This window comes from Sinorhizobium psoraleae (assembly GCF_013283645.1).
Lineage (GTDB): Bacteria > Pseudomonadota > Alphaproteobacteria > Rhizobiales > Rhizobiaceae > Sinorhizobium > Sinorhizobium psoraleae.
In genome coordinates this window covers 26,865-44,704 of the sequence record NZ_JABEKV010000008.1, presented here as the reverse complement: position 1 = coordinate 44,704, position 17,840 = coordinate 26,865, and the positions used below count along the sequence as shown (strand labels likewise).

General features: G+C 59.5%; 12 protein-coding genes and 5 pseudogenes. 9 read left to right on the top strand and 8 right to left on the bottom strand.

The window, feature by feature from the left end; genetic code table 11:
• Positions 1-84: 84 nt before the first annotated feature.
• The 6 genes from ILFOPFJJ_RS28980 to ILFOPFJJ_RS28955 all read right to left on the bottom strand — a co-directional run bounded on the left by ILFOPFJJ_RS28980 (position 85) and on the right by ILFOPFJJ_RS28955 (position 3,769).
• On the bottom strand, positions 85-324 hold the full coding sequence (locus ILFOPFJJ_RS28980) for a hypothetical protein (RefSeq protein ID WP_173513982.1): 240 nt from the start codon (positions 322-324) through the stop codon (positions 85-87).
• Between the two features lie 112 nt (positions 325-436).
• On the bottom strand, positions 437-778 hold the full coding sequence (locus tag ILFOPFJJ_RS28975; protein WP_173513981.1) for a hypothetical protein: 342 nt from the start codon (positions 776-778) through the stop codon (positions 437-439).
• A 104-nt stretch (positions 779-882) separates the two neighbouring features.
• Positions 883-1,131, bottom strand: coding sequence for a hypothetical protein (locus ILFOPFJJ_RS28970; protein ID WP_173513980.1), 249 nt, complete (start codon positions 1,129-1,131; stop codon positions 883-885).
• A gap of 337 nt (positions 1,132-1,468) precedes the next feature.
• Complete coding sequence (locus tag ILFOPFJJ_RS36565) at positions 1,469-1,669, bottom strand: twin-arginine translocation signal domain-containing protein (RefSeq protein ID WP_173513979.1); 201 nt, start codon at positions 1,667-1,669, stop codon at positions 1,469-1,471.
• A gap of 47 nt (positions 1,670-1,716) precedes the next feature.
• Positions 1,717-2,724 (bottom strand): hypothetical protein, encoded by a 1,008-nt coding sequence (locus ILFOPFJJ_RS28960; RefSeq protein WP_246299887.1) that lies wholly within the window; start codon positions 2,722-2,724, stop codon positions 1,717-1,719.
• 403 nt (positions 2,725-3,127) lie between these two features.
• Entirely contained in the window at positions 3,128-3,769 is a 642-nt protein-coding gene (locus ILFOPFJJ_RS28955; RefSeq protein WP_173514087.1) for a peroxiredoxin-like family protein, read from the bottom strand.
• 729 nt (positions 3,770-4,498) lie between these two features.
• Between ILFOPFJJ_RS28955 and ILFOPFJJ_RS28950 the strand changes: the two genes are divergently transcribed.
• The 5 genes and pseudogenes from ILFOPFJJ_RS28950 (at position 4,499) to ILFOPFJJ_RS28930 (ending at position 11,116) form a co-directional block, all read left to right on the top strand.
• Positions 4,499-5,173 carry a L,D-transpeptidase gene (locus ILFOPFJJ_RS28950; protein WP_173514086.1) on the top strand — a complete coding sequence of 225 codons (675 nt, stop codon included), beginning with the start codon at positions 4,499-4,501 and terminating at the stop codon, positions 5,171-5,173.
• Positions 5,170-5,724 (top strand): OmpA family protein, encoded by a 555-nt coding sequence (locus tag ILFOPFJJ_RS28945; protein WP_173513978.1) that lies wholly within the window; start codon positions 5,170-5,172, stop codon positions 5,722-5,724. The genes ILFOPFJJ_RS28950 and ILFOPFJJ_RS28945 overlap by 4 nt, the downstream gene beginning before the upstream one ends.
• Before the next feature lie 259 nt (positions 5,725-5,983).
• Positions 5,984-7,017: pseudogene (locus tag ILFOPFJJ_RS28940) on the top strand (IS110 family RNA-guided transposase).
• A 1,095-nt stretch (positions 7,018-8,112) separates the two neighbouring features.
• Entirely contained in the window at positions 8,113-9,870 is a 1,758-nt protein-coding gene (locus ILFOPFJJ_RS28935) for a lysozyme (RefSeq protein ID WP_173513977.1), read from the top strand.
• A gap of 64 nt (positions 9,871-9,934) precedes the next feature.
• Entirely contained in the window at positions 9,935-11,116 is a 1,182-nt protein-coding gene (locus tag ILFOPFJJ_RS28930; protein ID WP_173513976.1) for a T6SS phospholipase effector Tle1-like catalytic domain-containing protein, read from the top strand.
• A 539-nt stretch (positions 11,117-11,655) separates the two neighbouring features.
• On the opposite strand, the gene ILFOPFJJ_RS28925 is transcribed toward ILFOPFJJ_RS28930, so the two are convergent.
• Both ILFOPFJJ_RS28925 and ILFOPFJJ_RS28920 read right to left on the bottom strand, forming a co-directional pair.
• Positions 11,656-12,849: a transporter substrate-binding domain-containing protein gene (locus ILFOPFJJ_RS28925; protein WP_173513975.1), complete on the bottom strand. Its 1,194-nt coding sequence runs from the start codon at positions 12,847-12,849 to the stop codon at positions 11,656-11,658.
• Between the two features lie 3 nt (positions 12,850-12,852).
• Positions 12,853-14,811, bottom strand: a complete 1,959-nt coding sequence (locus ILFOPFJJ_RS28920) for a hypothetical protein (RefSeq protein ID WP_173513974.1) — start codon at positions 14,809-14,811, stop codon at positions 12,853-12,855.
• Positions 14,812-15,171: 360 nt separating this feature from the next.
• Here ILFOPFJJ_RS28920 and ILFOPFJJ_RS28915 point away from each other — a divergent pair.
• The 4 pseudogenes from ILFOPFJJ_RS28915 to ILFOPFJJ_RS28910 all read left to right on the top strand — a co-directional run.
• Positions 15,172-15,333, top strand: a pseudogene (locus ILFOPFJJ_RS28915) (helix-turn-helix domain-containing protein); the annotation flags it as partial.
• Positions 15,333-15,491, top strand: a pseudogene (locus ILFOPFJJ_RS35375) (LysR family transcriptional regulator); the annotation flags it as partial. The pseudogenes ILFOPFJJ_RS28915 and ILFOPFJJ_RS35375, both read left to right, overlap by 1 nt.
• 438 nt (positions 15,492-15,929) lie before the next feature.
• A pseudogene (locus ILFOPFJJ_RS35370) lies at positions 15,930-16,046 on the top strand (histidine kinase); the annotation flags it as partial.
• A gap of 188 nt (positions 16,047-16,234) precedes the next feature.
• Positions 16,235-17,215, top strand: a pseudogene (locus ILFOPFJJ_RS28910) (adenylate/guanylate cyclase domain-containing protein); the annotation flags it as partial.
• Positions 17,216-17,840: the final 625 nt, after the last annotated feature.

Sequence of the window (17,840 nt, the reverse complement as noted above, 5' to 3'; positions counted from 1 at the left end):
GTGTATTGGCGGAGCGGATGCCGAGGCATGGGCTTGTCAACCGTAACCTCGTAGCGCGCGCCACCTGACGTGTGAAGGTCGCGATTATGCGCATGCCGTCTGTGTTTTGCACGTGCGACCATCGGTTGCCCACTCAGAAGTCTCGATGCTGATGTCACCGCTGATCGGCTGCGTGATTTTCATATTGGTTGGATCCGGACCGACGACGCGCATGCCTTGACCGGATGCGCGGGCGCTCGCGAGCAAGGCATTGGTGCCCTTCTCGACCGGCAGGGTCTGACCGAAGACCGGATCGAGGGCGACGGCAACGAACAGCAGGACCATTGCCACTCCGGTCCATTCGAGCTTGCGGCGCCGCTTCATCAGATATCCGCCAAGCCACCATCCAAGCAGGGCGGAGACGAACGCTCCGGGGAATGATCGCCACCAGAGGTCGTCATATCCCGAATAAGTTGGAGGACGAAGCGGCAGCCCTCGCGGGCCGAGATACATGTTGTAGGCGGTCCAGACGAGCGCCAGCATCAAAGAGCCGACAATCCATCCCGCTCTGCCGACACCGCATAGGCGTCCACGCGCAGATGAAGACAAAGCCGACCAGCACGTGCTGCACGAAAAAGGTGATATCGGGGAAATCGCGCAGCAGAACCATTTGCGTCAGCACCGCATCGGCCGCGACCACCAGAACGGTCGTGAGGAGCCCATAGACCGCGAAATGCCAGGTCTCGGCCCGTTCAATTTGCTGTGTGGGATGGTTGCGCCGCCAGAGCCAGAGCGCCACCAGTTAGACGGTGAAGATCGCCAGGAAATGCGCGGGGACTCCGGTCCCTCACAAATGGTTGAAATCGAGCCACTCAGGCTCCGAGGCAATCCCACAGGGGCTAGCTACTGGTAGTAGATTTCCAGAATTGCGGTGTGCACCGCGGTGAGGATCAGACCCGGACGGATGCCGATGCCGAGAAAGGCCGTGCCAAACAGGAAGACGCTGGTGATCAAAAAGGATTTTGTTATCCAGTAGGTCCAGTAAGGATCTTTGTCCCAAAAGAGCCCGTGGGCGATGACAGCATCGATGAAGATCGCGGGAAGCCCGACGAGAAGGGCAAATTTGACTGTGTCCTTGGCGAGCAGAATCATGGTCGCCACTCCTGCAAGAGTTCGACAACCGCCGCTTGTTAACCCAATCTTCAGCGGTAGCTCTGTTCCTCCAGCCGGCTTTGTTGGCCAACGCCGCGGGAGGCGATGAGAGCCAGCCTGAGGACCACCGAGTTGCTCGTTCAAGCAAACGAGCAACTCTCGGCAAGCCGTGTTCTATTCGTGCGGTTCAGTCCCTCAGGCCCGCTTCGGGTCGTGAAACCGGCACCAGCCATTGGGACTGATCTCGCCGGCAACGATCTCGCATGCGTTTGGCTCGAGGAAATGGGTGCATCCCGCACAGCGGCGGCCCCGGTTGGGAGAATTCTGGTAAGCCGCCTCACGCTTCGGGGTAGTTCCCGCGCCACGCGCCACGCGCCACGGGCGCCATGCGCGGACTTGTCATGCAAGAAGTGAGTCCGACGGCTCCGGCAACTGCAGCCCCAGTCCCTGAAATCTTCAAAAAGTTCCGGCGGGACAGCTTTCGGGTTGAATCTCCGGCTGTGGACTTGTGGTTCACATCGTCATGGTCCTTTTTCATGATCTTTCCTCCCGTCGCGCGACCGCCACGTCACCTGAAAGCACAGATCAAATCGACTTCAGGTATTCGATTAGGTCGCTCTTTTCTTGGTCAGTCAGCTTGAGTTCGAGGTGACGGTCGTAATGGTCTACGACGTCCCGAAGGCTCGCGAACCGCCCGTCGTGGTAAAACCCTCCTTTATGGACCTTTTCCATATCCCAGAGGGCACGAAGGGGCGCCGTTCGGTATCGTTCATCCGGTGAGCGCATCGCCTGGAAATCGTCGATTCCGATCTCCTCCGCCTTGTGCAGGTTCCATCCTGGCTCGGTAAAGATCGGCGGAACGTGGCAAGTGGCGCATTTGGCCTTCACCTCGTCTTCGCTAAGCTGCAGCATGTCGGTAAAGGCGGTGAGATCGGGCGCCAGGGCGACGATCGCGCCGATGTCGAGGTCACGGTTGGGCCAGCCATCGAGGCGGTGCCCGATACCGGGTGCATAGGCGTCATCGACCGTCGAGTGGCACAGGGAGCACTGAATGCCCACCGATCTCAACGTTTTGCCGTCTCCGCTGAAGAAACCAGTGACGCCAACAACGGCATTGGACTTGAGCAGGACGAGCGTGCTGGCTGGGTCCTTGAGATCAACTTCACCCCTGTTCAGCGCTTCGGCCACCTCCTTCGGGATCGCGTTCACATCGACTTTCAGACCAAGCTCGAGAGCCTTCTCCGGGCTGAGGCCTGTCCCGACGCCACCGGCCTTTTCGCCCCCAATGGCCTCATGGAGCTTGAGCTTGCCGCCCCAAAAGTCCTCGCTGCCGAATGTGTCGAAGCGGAACGTCTCGCGTCCTTCTTCCAGAAACCGCTTTGCCTGATCGGCGACCGCGGCGTCAAAGTTCTCGCCGCTTGTCGCCTTCTTGCTCATTTGAGCAGCGGCGGGAATGAAAGCTGTCGACAGCAGAAATGAAAGAAATAAAGCAGTATTTCGCCCACGCCTTTGCACCACACGTCCCTCCCAAGACATGAGTGGCAATCGGCGGTCATGTAGAGTTTCGCGGTCCCCGTTGCGCGCGAAGCGCAAAACCGACCGAATATTAGCAATGGATCATGGTACACCTAATCCGCGCACCCGCAATACCAGTGTGCGAGTATGCGATCCGCGGCAATAACAATGATGGGGCGCTCAGCGCCACCCTGATCCTGACGCTCCGCCGGAAGGCAATGACGCCGTTTTGGCGGTGGCCCTCCTCATCCTGGTAGTAGAAGAAGCCGCGGCCATTCAGACAGCGGAAATCCCGCCGCAGCCGACCCATGATGCGATGGAGCCTAAGCACGGCCCCGTGCCGCGCCGTCAAAGAAATACTCCCGGTGCAGCGGCCGTTACACGAGACCTTCCTCACCCGCCGCGCTTGAACACCTTGAGGATGGCTCAAACCGACGGGATCACCACAGGACAGTGGTCGTCGAGCCAGTTTTTCAGCAGCCTATTGATGTGCGACTTGGGAAGCTGCCGACATCAGTTCCTCGGGATTCGGCGCGCTGAACGTATAGCCAACCTCCAAAACTTCAGTGAAGCTCCATCGTACGATTCCTGCCCGATCCAGTAGGAACTGACCGACAAGCTGCGCCTGGCCGGAAGCCATCATCTGCTGATCGGCTTCCGTAATCTCATATTCTTCCTTCTTGTTGAGAAACTCGTTCATTGCCATTACGCCCATAGGCTCGGACAACTCTCCCGGGAGATGGACCCGTATCGCCATGACCGTGTCCATCCCCACCTCACGCAAGCCGAAAGCACGGTGCGAGGCCCGCTCCGGGTCAGACGCCGCGAGAAGATTTGGTGTCGGGTGGTAACGGAAATAGAGCCGCGCGCGTTCGACCGGCGTGTTGACGACCGCCAGGCATTCGACGCCTTTCTCATGCAGGGCCGGTTTGAGTTGCGCCATCGCCGCGACATGGCGCCGGCAGAACGGACAATGTAGGCCGCGAAACAGACCGATCAGCAACGGGCTATTGCCTCGAAAATCATTGAGCGCAATCTTGCCTTCGCGCGAGATCGCATCGAAAACAACATTCGGTGCCCGGTCGCCTGGCCGCAGCGGGCGGTCCACACTACTCGTGGACATGACAACCTCCTTGCCCCAATCAGTCAAGAAAACGCTTCGCGATTGAACCCGTGCTCCTGCGCCAGGGTAAGTTAGCGTTCGGCCGTTGCCACATTGCCGAGCTCGAGATCAAGCGTTGCAAATCTATCTTAGCATGGAAAAGACATTTGTGGTTCGCTCCTCGCCCGAGCCTTCATGAGTGCTCGCGATAAAAAACGGACCGCGAGCTCCGGCGTGGCATTGGTGGATTTGCGCCAGGACGAGCAACGGCACCGCCAGATGCTCACGTTGGTCACAGATCTCGATTGCCTTCTCGCCGGCTGGTGCACCTCCCAGTATTCAAGTCTTGAAACTCGGGCGGCCTCGGGTGACTGGACGCCAAATATTGCGAATGACCTCACATGAGAGCACTCGTGAATGCTGTTGCGAAGGTCCGGTACCCGACCTCGTTTTGGACGCTCAGGTCTGCGACGATCAAGGTCGTCAACGGGTCGAATCTTCCGGTTCGATTGCGACAGGATGTAGAATACATGCATGCGGAATTGTAGCGAGCGCCGTAGCGACCGGACACTCTTGAGCTTGCCCTCCAGGCGAACATACCGGTCGAAGATTGAGCGGAAGACGCGCCAGCCCCCCGAGAGAGACCAAACACCGTTCTACTTAAGACAGCCGCGCAATTTTATGTTGTGGCAAATGAAAAATCTGGTTTACTGCCACTTCGCTGCTTGGCTTTACAGGGGGATATTGCCGATGGGGTGGATGCGCAGGGATATTGTGCTTGGTGGTTTAGCGTCAGTTGGCACGGTGGTGGTCCAGAAATCCACCTTCGCAGCGGCGTCTTCCTATTTTTCCGGCACCACCGTCGACAATGGCGTAACGTTCCGAAGCACCAACTTTGCCAAGATAGAGAAGAAGTGGCGCCGCCAGGTTGTCAAATACTTCAGCAGCGAGCCGATTGGCACCATCGTTGTCGATACCAGGCACCATTTTCTCTACCTGATCATGGAAAACAAGACTGCCATCCGCTATGGCGTCGGTGTCGGGCGCGAGGGCTTCAAATGGTATGGCCGCGCCACGATCGACCAGAAATCGCTCTGGCCACGCTGGACGCCACCGCCGGAGATGCGTGAGCGCCACCCGGAACTGCCTGAATCGGTCGCGGGAGGTTCGCCAAAGAACCCGCTTGGCCCGCGCGCCATGTACCTGCTTCGCGATGGTGTCGATACCGGCTATCGCTTACACGGTACGCTGGAGCCGGGCAGCATCGGTAAGGATGCCTCCAGCGGTTGCATCCGCATGTTCAACGAAGATGCAATTGACCTATATCAGCGTTGCCCCATCGGCACCGCGGTGCAAGTACTGCCGCACATAGCCGACCAGGCTGAAAGTGCCGCTCAGGTCAGCCAAGCAACCCCGGTTGAATGAGGAATATCACGCTGATGTCTGCTTTGACCGGATATACGCGGCTGCTTGCCACCGCGGCCATGCTCCTGGCGCTCGCCGCCTGCAACACCACTGAAATCGCCGCTTTGGAAGAGCCGGGCGCGGCGCCGATGACCGGACAAACCAACGATCCGGCGCCCGGTTTCGAAAATGTCGTGGCCGGCAGCGAAGAGGACTTCATCCTGAATGTGGGCCGACGGACCTACTTCACGAAGGACTCGGCCACGCTCGATTCGGTCGCCATGGCAACGTTGGATAAGCAGGCCATCTGGCTCAACAGCAACCCGCGTTGGCTGATCAAGCTGCAGGGATTTGCCGACGATTCCGGGTCCGCGTCAAAGATGGTGACGCTGTCGCAGAAACGCGCCGATGCAGCGATGGCCTATCTCGTCTCGAAGGGCGTGGATGCCAACCGCATGTGGGCCAAGGGTTACGGCAACGACCGCGAGGTCCGTGATTGCACGGATCGCTCCTGCATGGTGCAGAACCGGCGCGTCGTCTCCAACCTGCGCACCGAGCGCGACGCACTCTGATCGCAGGTTGCCTCGCGAATAGGTCTATCTTGCCTTGCATCAAACCCCGCCAGCGAAATGCAAATGCATGTCGATGGCGGGTTAACCGCCGCCTGTCCGCTAAGGCCCATTTGAGACCTTCAGCGCCTTCACCGCAGATGTCCGCATTGGTCGATCCTTCCGGGTTCCCATGCGTCAAGGGAGGGTGATGGGGTTGACGCCCCCCGACGGCATCGCTGTGCCAGAATGGCGGTGTTGCAACCGTTGGAGGGAGGCGTCCGTGCCTGACGTTACCACGATCGGGCTGGATATCGCGAAGAATGTTTTCCGTGCACACGGTGCAGACGAGCGCGGCCGCGCCGTTTTCAGCAAGAAGCTCAGCCGGGGGAAGGTGTTGGACTTTTTCGCCGCCCAGCCCGCCTGCACCGTCGCCCTGGAAGCTTGTGGCGGTGCCCATCACTGGGGTCGCGAACTGATGGACATGGGCCATACGGTCCGCTGATCCCGCCGGCCTACGTGAAGCCCTTCGTGAAGCGAAATAAGAACGATGCCATCGATGCAGAGGCGATTTGCGAGGCGGCGCAGCGCCCGAACATGCGGTTCGTCGCCGTGAAGCGCGAGGAACAGCAAGCAGCGGCGCTGGTGTTCCGGACCCGCGATCTTCTGGTTCGCCAGCGGACCCAACTGATCAACGCGATCCGCGGTCACCTGACGGAATATGGCTGGGTCGCGCCCAAAGGACCTTCCTATGTGGCGATGCTGGCCGACCTGCTCGATGAGGACGAGATGGGCTCCTCGTTGCCGCCAGCCGCCCTTGCGTTGATCAGGCTGATGTTGGACCTCATGGCCGACCTGGACGGCAGGATCGCCGAACTCGACGGCGAAATCGCGCGGCGCGCCCGCGAGGACGCGGTGTCGCGGCGGTTGATGACGATTCCCGGCGTCGGCCCCATCCCTGCGGCCGCAATCGCGGCCCTCGCTCCGCCGGCCGAGACCTTCGCAAAGGGGCGCGACTTCGCCGCTTGGCTCGGGCTTGCCCCGCTGCAGAAGTCGACGGGCGGCAAGCAGAAGCTCGGCGCGAGCTCAAAAATGGGCGAGCGCACGCTCAGGCGTCTGCTCATCATCGGCAGCATGGCGGTCATAAAACAGGCAGCAAGGCGCGGCGCACCGAAGGGCTCTTGGCTGGAACAGATGCTGGCGCGCAAACCGCGGATGCTGGTGGCGGTCGCGCTCGCCAACAAGATGGCACGGATCGTTTGGGCGCTGCTCATGAAGCAGGAGAGTTACAAGGCTCCAGCCGCGGTCACGGCGTAAGCCGGGCCGGTCTGGGGGCTGTCGGAGACGTGGTCGGTCGAAGGAGGGTATGGCACAACAGTCGGCGAGACGGGGCCGGAAAACCAGGGCTTTCCACCGTGCGCATAAGCACGCTTCGGGTGATATGGATCCGGTCCGCGAACTCCCATACGCGCCCGCAGCCTTTGCGCTGCACCAAGAGGCCGGACAGATGGCAGCATCCGACAACGTGCCGACCGCCGAAAAAACCGCTTGCGTCTTGCGGGGCGTCCACAGATGGAAAGCGGTCGCCTGCTAGGGTCGCGCGAATGACCGGCATGCGCGCCAACAGGCGACATCGCAGTTGACGTCGACCTCTGTTAGCTGCGCCATCGAGTACTTCTGGGATCTTTATATCTACCGTCGTCTCGCCCGCTGGATCGAGAACTCCCAGGACAGCGCTGTGCGCTCTCCCATTTATATAACGCCTCGACCGGCATGACGCCGTAGCACCCCTCTGGTTTTCTGAGATTGACGGGCGACAGTCCTTCGACCATCCACATGGCCGCGTACCCGCGAACTAGCCGAGCGATTTTACAATGCCAACGCTCGGCGTACCCGCCGAAGTTTCTGGGAGCAATATGACAGGTCGAAAGACGGCGATGCGCGCGCCGAAATGGCCATCGAGTTCCTTGAAGCCTATTTATTATAACGCGCTCTGCCGGTGCTAAGTGTTACGTTCGTAACATACTAGGCTCTCATTTTGACGTAAATATTGTATGCGAGCCGTAATCTCGCATTCGAATATTGGTGCCCCATAAGATAACAAGGATTTTCAAAAGAAAATCTGATGAACTAATTTATTCCCGTACTGCCTTGAGCGTGGCTCCTTTCATTGTAAGAAGCCGAATAATATTTGTTCGTGTTAGTTTCAGAACCCACAACGGCTCTGTCTCGATCTCGAGATAGACCCCAGCGGCGATTGGAAAAGACCGGTGTCTGCCTGATCGATCGGTAGGTTCCGCGTGGCCGCGATCGCGCCAACGTGTCCACGGAGAAGGTCGTCCGTCGGCTGCGGCATGGCTAGCGGGCGGCAGCGCGCAACAAAAGAAGCCATTCGAACAAAGGGAGGCTGAAGTGAAGACCAGTGTACGCGGCATATGCGCGATGCTCGCCGAAGAGGCGATCGTCCTATCGGCTTACAACGACGGTACTGGGACCATGACCGTAGGCGCCGGGCATACCGCGGCCGCCGGGCCACCGGTTCCTCGGTCCGGCATGACGGTGACACTCACAGAGGCGATCAACATTTTCCGCAACGACGTTGCCCAGGTCGAAAGCCAGGTTCAGGCAGCGGTCAGGGCGGCGCTCTCGCAACAACAGTTCGATGCACTTGTTTCTTGGCACTTCAACACAGGCGCGATATCGACCGCCACCTTGACGCGCAAGTTCAACGCTGGCGACGTCGATGGCGCCACGGCCGAGTTTGCCCGCTGGAACAAGAGCAACGGCAAGGTGCTCGACGGGCTGATCGCCCGTCGCGAGCGTGAAGCGGCGATGTTCTCGAAGGGGGACTACGGCACCCCAAAGGTTCGCGTTCTGGAGAGCAAGGGCGGCTCGGAGGAGATTTTCACTGCCGATCAGATCGAGACGCTGCTTGGCGGCGCTTTGAACTCGGAGGAGGAGCAGTCCACCGAAGAACTCCTGGCGAACCCAATCTCGCAGCTTCTGCCGCTCAACCGCCCCAAACAGTCCGCCGCGATCACACAGAGCGTGCTGCAAAAATTCCATGATCTCATCCCGGAAGACGGGCGCGACGACGCCGTGGCCATTGTGGCCGTGCGAGGTTATTACCTCAACACGATGGGGAAAGAGAGCGCCAATGATCGCGGCGTCTATGACGACGCGATCTTCGTCGTCGAGCCGAACGGTGTTCACAACTTCAACGGCAATACCGATCCCAGTCGTTTCGGTCGCGGGATTGCCCGATTGAAACCGCGACAGGCGATCCGTTACCGCCCCGGTCCGCACGGCTTCTCGCGCAAGAACGGGCCCTATCCGGCTTTTCGGCAGGACAGTGACTGCACGGTCATCCGCGACGAGACTGGTGAGGATACGGACTCGCCCACCAGCCGCTTCTGGATCAATCTTCACCGCGGCGGCGTCACATCCACCTCCAGCCTTGGTTGTCAGACCGTTCCGCCGCACCAGTGGAATGAATTCAAGACCCTCGTTGATGGCCTGCTGAAGAAGCATGGACAGGCGACCTTTTATTACTTGCTCGTCGATCAGGACGATGTTCCACAGGAGGAAACGACCATGCCCGCTATCACGCAGCCTGCGCCTGCGCCTGCGACGACCGAGGCGAACCCCGTACAGCTGCTGCAACAAATCCTCGGGCTCGCTGCGCTGTCGCGCGGACATAAACCGGCGAGCCAGGAGGATATGACCTGGCTGCTGGACGTCTTGCGGGCGATCACGACCCAACCCACCATGATCAATGGCGTTGTTCTGAACGGCCCGAAGCCGGACCCGCTCGCTTCGGTCAGCGACCCCACGTTGACGCCGGTCAACGGTGCGCTCGGCAAGACGCTCGGGCATGCGCTCGACGGCCGCAAAACCGCAATTGGCGCGATCGGCATGCTTGCCACGACAATCCTGCCGATCTTCTTCCCGCCGCTGGCGCCGATCACGGCGGTCGCGGCGCCCTTGATCGAGGGCGCTACGAACGCGGGCGCAGCAGCGGCGGCGGCGCAGGCCGACGGAGGGCTCGGCCGCGAGCTGGTAACGGCCGCCTTCCCTGTCTTCGCTGCAATCGGAGGCTGGGGTGTGATGGGCAAGGTTGAAAAGTGGGTCCGGGCTCTTCGGGGCGGACTTGAAGCCCCGGCCGCATGAGAACGGCGGCTGCCGGCGCCGATGCAACAGGGAAACGCGCATCAAAGCCATAAGGAAAAAAGAGATGAAACGCTTGGTTGTTTGTTTCGATGGAACCTGGAACGACGCCGATAGTGCCCGTTCCGAAACCAATGTCGCGCTGATCGCGCGGGCCATTCGCGCCTGCCAGGAGACAGGCGGTATTCCACAGGCAGTCCTTTACCTGCGTGGTGTGGGATCGTCCGGCCTGCAGATTCAGCGCATCCTGGACGGCGCAACCGGCAACGGCGTCGATGAGAACATCCGATCTGGATACATGTTCCTGGCTCAAAACTACGTTGCAGGCGACGAGATCTATCTCTTCGGTTTCTCGCGCGGTGCCTTTTCCGCACGCAGCCTAGCGGGACTGATCGCTTCATGCGGACTTCTCAAACGTCAGCGGCTTGGGGATCTGCGCAACGCCTGGCACTACTATAGGAAGTTCGACAAACGGTCGCCGGAAGATTTCGTCGAGAGATATTCAACGGACGCGCATCTCGATGTCGAGGTCACGTTCATGGGGGTTTGGGACACGGTCGGAGCGCTCGGCGTGCCCAGCCACATTTTCAATGCCTTCAACCACAGGGAATACGGGTTCCACAACACGACGGCATCGAGGATAACGCGTCACGCGTATCACGCGATGGCCATCGACGAGGCGAGAGATGAGTTCGTGCCGACGCTTTGGACGGGCGACATCCCGGAGAGATGTGAGATAGAGCAGGTCTGGTTCGCTGGTAGCCATGGCGACGTCGGCGGCGGATATGTCGACCGATCCCTGGCCGACATACCTCTGGTCTGGATGGCCGAAAAGGCGCAGGCCTGCGGGCTGGTCATCGACTGGAGCATGCTTCCAAGTGAGCTCGACCTAAACGCGCCCCATCACGACTCGCGTGCGGGCTGGTCTTTCAAGGACCGGTTGACGCCAACATTCAGGCAAATCTGCGAGACGCCTTTCAAGGTGGATTACTACGAGACGCTCTACCGGCCGCGCGATGAATTCGGTGTTCCCCAACGCACAATCAACGAATCCCTTCATCAAAGCGTCGTCGAGCGCTACGGGCGGACGGTCTTCTTCTCTCCGAACGACAATCCGGCGACGCGCGCGCAGCAGGTCTACAAGCCAAGGAATCTCGGCCCGCTTTTCACCGCTGCTGTTCCAAGACGGCGCCTGTTGGTGCCGAGCTCAGTGGCGACTGCGCAGCCAGCCGGGCTCAGGGCCATTTGAGTTCATCCACTCTGTTCAGTTCATGGAGGCTGGAAGGCAAAGATGCAGGGCAAGGCCGGCAGGTTTTGCCTTCCATTTGTTTTGGTCAGGCTGCTCCTGAAACTGAAGCCGGCGTGTATTAGGCAACTGAGCGCGACGTCGACACGACGCTGAAGAGCAGCGGCGCCGTTATTCGCATTCGTGGGTTCAAGATACGGATGCCGATGTCGTGAGGAGGGCACAACGTCAGCGTCTGGCGCAACGCAGTCTTCGACTAATGCCTCGCCTCGATCCGCAGAAGCCGCCGCGCATCATAACGCCTCGATAAGAGGGTATACTCTAGGAAGCAAAAGGTTGGCGCGTCGGTGGCGAACCGTTGCCGCGGCCTCCGTTCGGCGTTCTGCATCGCGCCGGCTCAGCGATGTCAGCCCTAGCGCCATGCACGCCTGAACTGCAGGCGATCTCCCGACGGGACGGCGTTCAGCGCCAAGTGCGAGGAGGCCGCCTAGGGTGGATTTGTTCACGGCTAAAAAGCGACAGCTCCGAAGAACGACATGATATCAAAGGCTGCTAAGGCCGATGCCCACTGGACAACGGAAGCAGGCAAGCAACGGATCTTTGCTCGGCGGCTCGCTTCCCGCAGGGATGCTGTTGATCCGGAACAGCGTGCCGAGATACTGAGACTTCTGCGTTCCGGGAAAATGGCCGGTGAAAAGCCGCTCGACGGTGCCGTCCTCGAACATTCCGTAGAGCGCCAGGCTAATGCGCTCGGGAAAGTCCGGAAAGTGGCGCGACGAGACCACGAAGGCGTAGGGCTCGTAACTCCCCGCGGCGGCGGGGGTAAAGTCGGCGGCGCAGCGGGTGGCGGTATCTTCGCTATAGCCGGCAAGAGCGGCCCTGATCATGTCGACGTCCCCGTAATAGCGCGCCAGACTTCGAGAGCAGAATGCTTTGGCCGCGTCGTCGTGCGAGTTCATCGCCCGTGGGCATATCATCAAACCGTCCTTTGAGCCGGTCTTTGCTTGTCGTTCGGCCGTCAGCTGGGACGTCGATCCTTCGACATATCCCCAGATCTCGAAAGTCTTCGTTTGCTCGTCCTCACCTTGCGGTGAACGGCTGAGCGTGAGTTTGAATTTGCGTTTAAACCAGCCGAGAAAACCGTCCGTAGCGGGGTCCGGAGTCTTCTCCGAGTCGGCGGCTTGGAGGTTTGGCGCCGGCCACCATTTCCACTCCTCCGGTTTTTCGCCTTCAACCTGGCCCAGCCACGTGACAATTTCGTCGCAGGTTGGCTTGCCGGCACCTTTCGGAAGGTCACCTGCTGCCTTTGGCGCAATCGCGCGAAGTTGTTGCTTGACGTAGGAGCCATTCGCGACGAAGACGATTGGCGAAAACTCAAGGTAGGGCACGCCACCGTTGTAAGCGAAATTCTGCATTCGCTTGAGGGTGATCGTTGTGGGGTCACAGAGAAGGTCGTAGTCTCCCGAGCCTGCCCGTAGGAATTCGGCCCGTTTTCCTGTATTGACGTTCACCGCTTTAAGCCGGTAACCGGCGCGTTGGACCGCCTCCGTGCAGATATCCCAGAAGAATCCGTTGTATCCTTTGGTGTTTTGATCCTGCCAGATGAAGGGCCGTGCATCGCTGCGTACGCCTACGGTGATCTCTTCGCCGCCGATGGTGTCGGCATGTGCCGCAGAGGTCAGCGCGTGGGCGGGAAGCAGTGCGGCCAGGACAAGTTTTGTAAACAGCGTGCACATCGGCTACTCCGCCGGCGTTGGGTCCGGCGCTGCCGGGCGGGACGTCTTCGCCCCAGGGCGACGCTCGGAGCCGCTGTGAAGGTTGAGAAGCGCCGCGGTGATGCAGAACACCACCAAGAAGCCAATGAGTGCCGAAAAGACTATCGAATAAAAGATTAGGCCTCGGTGGATGTCTGTGAGGCTCTGCGTCGTTGACGGCATTGCGGCCCAAGCCGCCGCATACCGCGTTATCCCTCCAAAAACCGCCATGACAACGGCGGAGCCCGTCGCCCAGAGCAGACTCGAAAGCAAAGGCGGATTAAGGGAGAGTGTCCGCGCTTGCGCCGACCATGCATCGAGCAGGAACGCCACGATCAGGGCCAGGCTGGCGCCGCGGAAGACCGTTGGCGCATTGTATTCGAACGAGTACTGCAGGATTACCCCGAGACTTTTCCCACTAGCAGCCCAACCGGTATCGAAGCCGGTTTTCCAGAGCTGCAACCCCATGACGAACAGGGTAGCGACAGCCCACGAAGCGACAAGCACGAGCACGACCTGCGGCAACCACTTGGTCCAGTGTGTCTTGCGGATGTTGTGCCAGCGACGTGACTGCATGCCGGCGTCACGAAGTGCGAGCGTCACGATTATCGGGATGCAATAGTTGTTGAACGCATAGAAGATGCAGCTGAGCGTCCGCGAATAGACGCTGGTTGGCGCGTCCCAAACGAGCTCGTCTTCAAATCGGCCGGGCACAACGCCCCAAAACAGACCGACGAAGAACACCACGCCAAGTGCCCAGAGCGAGGCCATGGTCGCATGGGATTTATGGGAACCCGCCGCCAGGTGGGGATGAAGCAGTCCGCCGAGGAAAGCGTCCAGCTTTTTCTTTGCAATGAACTGCTGGTGTGCGGCGTCCTCGTCGGAAGATGCGATTATAATTCCGTGTTCGACATAGAGAGCGAGCAAGAAGCAGAAATCGTCGGCAAGATTGTCGGCGTCGGAAGCAAGCCGCTCCCAAGTCGCCCGCTTGCGCTCGCCGAGGTTTGCGTCGCGGGTGCCATAGCCTGCGGCAGTGACGATGTTTTTCGCTGCGCTCAACCCGAAGCCTGATCGGTCGTCCAGTTCGACGATCAACTGATCTCGACGCTTGCGTAGTTCTTCTTCAAGCTGTTGGAAACGCTCCCGCACGGGGCCATTGGCGAGTTTGAGCTTGCGGTCGAGAATCCAAGCCGAGACGGCGAAGATCAGTTCCAGATCGAGTCGGAAGTCCTCCCGTTCGTTTACCTGTTCCTTCGCCGCTGCTTGGTAGTGCTTCAAGCGGTCCCAGCTGCTAAGCGGAATGAGAAGGTGCTGCTGCTTTACCGCTGTCGCATCAACGGTCGGAGCCGAGATCGCCGCCTCCTTTCCGCGCAGTTTAAGGTCCCTTCGGCGCAGATCCTCGCTGGCGCCGATGACGTGCGTTGGAATTCCTGCCAGGCGATGTGCCGCCCCCCGCATCCAATCTTCAAAGTTGCCCAGGAGGGGGAAGGTGGGGGCCAGGCCGACCATGATCAGGGCTATGGCAAGCGACACGGACGCATCGATGCCGATGTCGAAGTCGCGCACGGTCGCCGGACCCACAACGCTCGACAATGTCCACGGGATCGCAGCATCATTGCCCGGAGCGAAGCCAGCGATAACTGCCCCCGGGGCCTCAGCCGAGGGTACAGGAAGCTTGCTCGCGCCGACTGCGAGGTCCGGGCCGCCGAGAAGCGGCAGCAGTTCAGCATAGGCGCAGAGGAAGAAGTAAATGAGCAGGAGTATGAGGGCGTAGAACGTGTAGGCATGCATGACGATGCGCCGCGCCCGAAGCTTGTCGGGTGAGAGCAGATCGACAAGCCGCTCCATCTGCCGCCCGCCCTCGTAGGTGACGCGGTTGAAGCGGTTGTAAGAATAAAACAGCACGATCGCCGCTCCGAAAAGCAGCGCGACAAGGTTCGACATGGTGGTGGTTCACTGTTTCGAGCGGTGCCTCAACGGCACTGCTGTACCGCTGGATTGCACTGTGCGACAGCAGTCGTAGTCAAAGTTGACGTGAGAGCAATGAGTACGAGCAATACCTTCGTCATGGCAGCGATCCTCCCTTGCAGGTTTGCTTTATGGGTAAATGGCAACCCGTCTAGAATTGACCTGGAATAAGGGTGAGTTATCTGAGGTTTACAGAACCAATACTTAGGACACTATTATCTCACCAATTGTGACATCATAGCAGGTAGATCGCTTTGCGAGTGTTACGTTCGTTACATCTGAGTTGCGTGCGCGGGTGTAATATTTGGTGTTTTTTTCTTGACAGGCCCAGGCGGTATCGTTTCGTGCGCAACATTCGTCGCAGTGGCCGATGCCGCGGGCGTATCGGCCACTGCGCGCCGGCTCGGCGTCTCCAGGTCAATCGTCAGTCGGCGGCTCTTTCGGGTTGAAGCGGAACTTGGCGTCCAGCTTCTTGCACGAACGACCCGCGGCGCCGCGCGCTCGTTCCGGTTATGACACGCTATCCCCCACCTTCGGCCGGCGCGTATGTCGTCCGACCGCCGGGTCAGCACCTCGCACGGAAAGTTCGGGTCCTAATCGAAATGCTGATCGAATACTTCGCACGAAATCCGGACGTTTGGCATCTCGACCGTTAAAACACGAACGCGACGAAGTCATCAAAGAATTGCGTTCGATGGTCGCTTTACTGCGAGCCGCCAACGAGTCTTTGCGACCTAATCTCACTCCTCTGTTGGGCCGCGAAGCCGATCAGATCGTCGGCATTTGAGCAAACAGGTGTTCGCTTGAAGGTCCGCAATGGCTTGGAACGAGCCATTCACTGCGCCTGCTTTCGATGACCGCGACGGTTCGATCGCCCTCAGACGGGCAGAGGTGCGGGAAGTCGAAGTTCGGCAGCCAGTAGGCTCACGCCCGGTTCGCGCCAGCGCCGACGCGTGGAGCACGAAAAGCGAAGCAATTAAATCAGACCAAGCCCTCGCGGTCAGGCGAGACGCCATTCTGTTGGCCTTCAGGAACAAGGCCCTTTGCGTGCGCATTTACTATATCGTGAGAAAATTGAGCGTTCGGGATTGGTAATGAATCTGGAAGACCTCTATCGCCTGTTGCGCAATGGCCATATCCAGTCGCAAGGCATAATCGACACGGTACCCGATCCTTTGCTTGTCCTGGACCAGAACCTGTGCGTCCAGAGTGTTCCGGCAGGTCCGTCGAAAAGCCTCCCCCAACAGCCTCGGCCTGCGCGCTCTGCAGGCCACAGCCAAGCTCGTCCGTAGATCGGGGCCGCTGCGCGTTCTTTACGGCAGCAATACAGGCACCTCCGAAATCCTTCGCGCAAACGCTTGGAAGGGACAGCGGCCTCATTACCACCGATTGCCGCCCCATGCGGCACGTAGCTGCTTTCGAAAGAAGGCGCCAATTTATAGGCGTTTATAGCCGACTGATGGAGGCGGATGAAGCAGGCACCATCGCCCGCCTCAGAACGCACCGAATAGAACTGATCGATCCCGCCATTGCCAAGAACGAGGGCCGGATCATCAAGACGACGGGCGACGGCATGCTCGTGGAATTCCAGAGTGTGACCGACGCGGTGAAATGCGCCGTGGAGATCCAACAGCGCATGAAGCGACGCAATTCGGACGTGCCTCAGTATCGGCGGATCGAATTCAGGATCGGCATCAACCTCGGTGATATCATTTTCGACGACGACGACATCTTCGGGGATGGCGTGAATATCGCCGCCCGCATCGAACAATTGGCTGATGTGGGCGGCATCTGCGTCACCGCCGCGGTGGCGACGCAGATTGCCGACCGCCTCGAAGTCCCCATCGAGGACCTGGGCGAGAAGATGCTGAAGAAGAAGAAGAAGGGCGCGAAGCGCGCCGTTTCCAAGCCCGCGATCGTTGTTCTGCCGTTCGACAATATGAGCGGCGACCCCGAGCAGGATTTTTTCGCCGACGGCTTGACCGAGGATATCATCACCGAGCTGTCCCGCCGCCACGAGCTCTTCGTCATTTCGCGCAATTCAAGTTTCGTCTACAAGAACCAAGCGGTGAACGTGCGCGAAGTGGCCGAGAAGCTGGGTGCCCAGTACCTGGTAGAAGGCAGTGTCCGAAAGATCGGCGACAGGGTGCGGGTGACGGTCCAGCTCATCGACGCGGTCAACGATGCTCATGTCTGGGCCGATAAATACGACCGAAGACTGGACGACATCTTCGCTATTCAGGATGAGGTCACGGCGGCGATAGCAGCCACTTTGCCAGGTCGTCTCGCGGCCTCGCAGCGGGACCAGCTCGCCCGCATAAAGCCGGCGGACATGGCCGCCTACGAGTGCGCTCTGACAGCCAAGGTGCTGCACCACCGGATCGGTATCGTCATCGCAGGCTTCGTCATCGCCTCGTCCAAACACACCGATCGGAATGAGTCCCTAAGAGCTTCCGGTAAAAGCAAAAGCAGGCCGATAGTCAAGATGTCCCGCCTCGGCCGCTCGTATCCACCGGAAAAGCAGGTTGCTATTGACCCCGCGCCGACGCGCCGCCTCCGCAACGAATTCCCCGGAAGCTGCGCTCCTTCAACAATCCGTTATTTGCCTTCCATCGACCAGATTCGTTGACCACACTTCGCCGCCTCAATCATGCCCGATATCGGATAGCGCTATAGTGTGCACCTAGCACTTGGTGGACACTATCCCACTCCACGCCAGGGCCGGCAGGCGTTCATCACGCCACGCCTGATGAAGTAAGTGTGTGATAAGCTCATTGCAGTACACATGTCGAAATTGACGATAATTAAAAGTTGTATTCGAATTGATGCGCGATATTAAACGACCAAATCCCAGCCGGTCAGGGGGGCCGGGTAGGGGCCGAAAGGAGACGTTCAGGTACTGGACAATGCACCCCTCCCAAGGAGACTATCCTCGAAGGGCCTTGCGTCATAGGATCGTCACCCGCACGGGGCGAAACCGCTTGCGGTTTGGTGGCTTGCCATAG

Excerpts from the sequence above, each read along its gene's own strand:
- ILFOPFJJ_RS28980 (WP_173513982.1), bottom strand. The coding sequence starts at position 324 with ATGGTCCTGCTGTTCGTTGCCGTCGCCCTCGATCCGGTCTTCGGTCAG.
- ILFOPFJJ_RS28970 (WP_173513980.1), bottom strand. The coding sequence starts at position 1,131 with ATGATTCTGCTCGCCAAGGACACAGTCAAATTTGCCCTTCTCGTCGGG.
- ILFOPFJJ_RS36565 (WP_173513979.1), bottom strand. The coding sequence starts at position 1,669 with ATGAAAAAGGACCATGACGATGTGAACCACAAGTCCACAGCCGGAGAT.
- ILFOPFJJ_RS28955 (WP_173514087.1), bottom strand. The coding sequence starts at position 3,769 with ATGTCCACGAGTAGTGTGGACCGCCCGCTGCGGCCAGGCGACCGGGCA.
- ILFOPFJJ_RS28950 (WP_173514086.1), top strand. The coding sequence starts at position 4,499 with ATGGGGTGGATGCGCAGGGATATTGTGCTTGGTGGTTTAGCGTCAGTT.
- ILFOPFJJ_RS28945 (WP_173513978.1), top strand. The coding sequence starts at position 5,170 with ATGAGGAATATCACGCTGATGTCTGCTTTGACCGGATATACGCGGCTG.
- ILFOPFJJ_RS28930 (WP_173513976.1), top strand. The coding sequence starts at position 9,935 with ATGAAACGCTTGGTTGTTTGTTTCGATGGAACCTGGAACGACGCCGAT.
- ILFOPFJJ_RS28925 (WP_173513975.1), bottom strand. The coding sequence starts at position 12,849 with ATGTGCACGCTGTTTACAAAACTTGTCCTGGCCGCACTGCTTCCCGCC.
- ILFOPFJJ_RS28920 (WP_173513974.1), bottom strand. The coding sequence starts at position 14,811 with ATGTCGAACCTTGTCGCGCTGCTTTTCGGAGCGGCGATCGTGCTGTTT.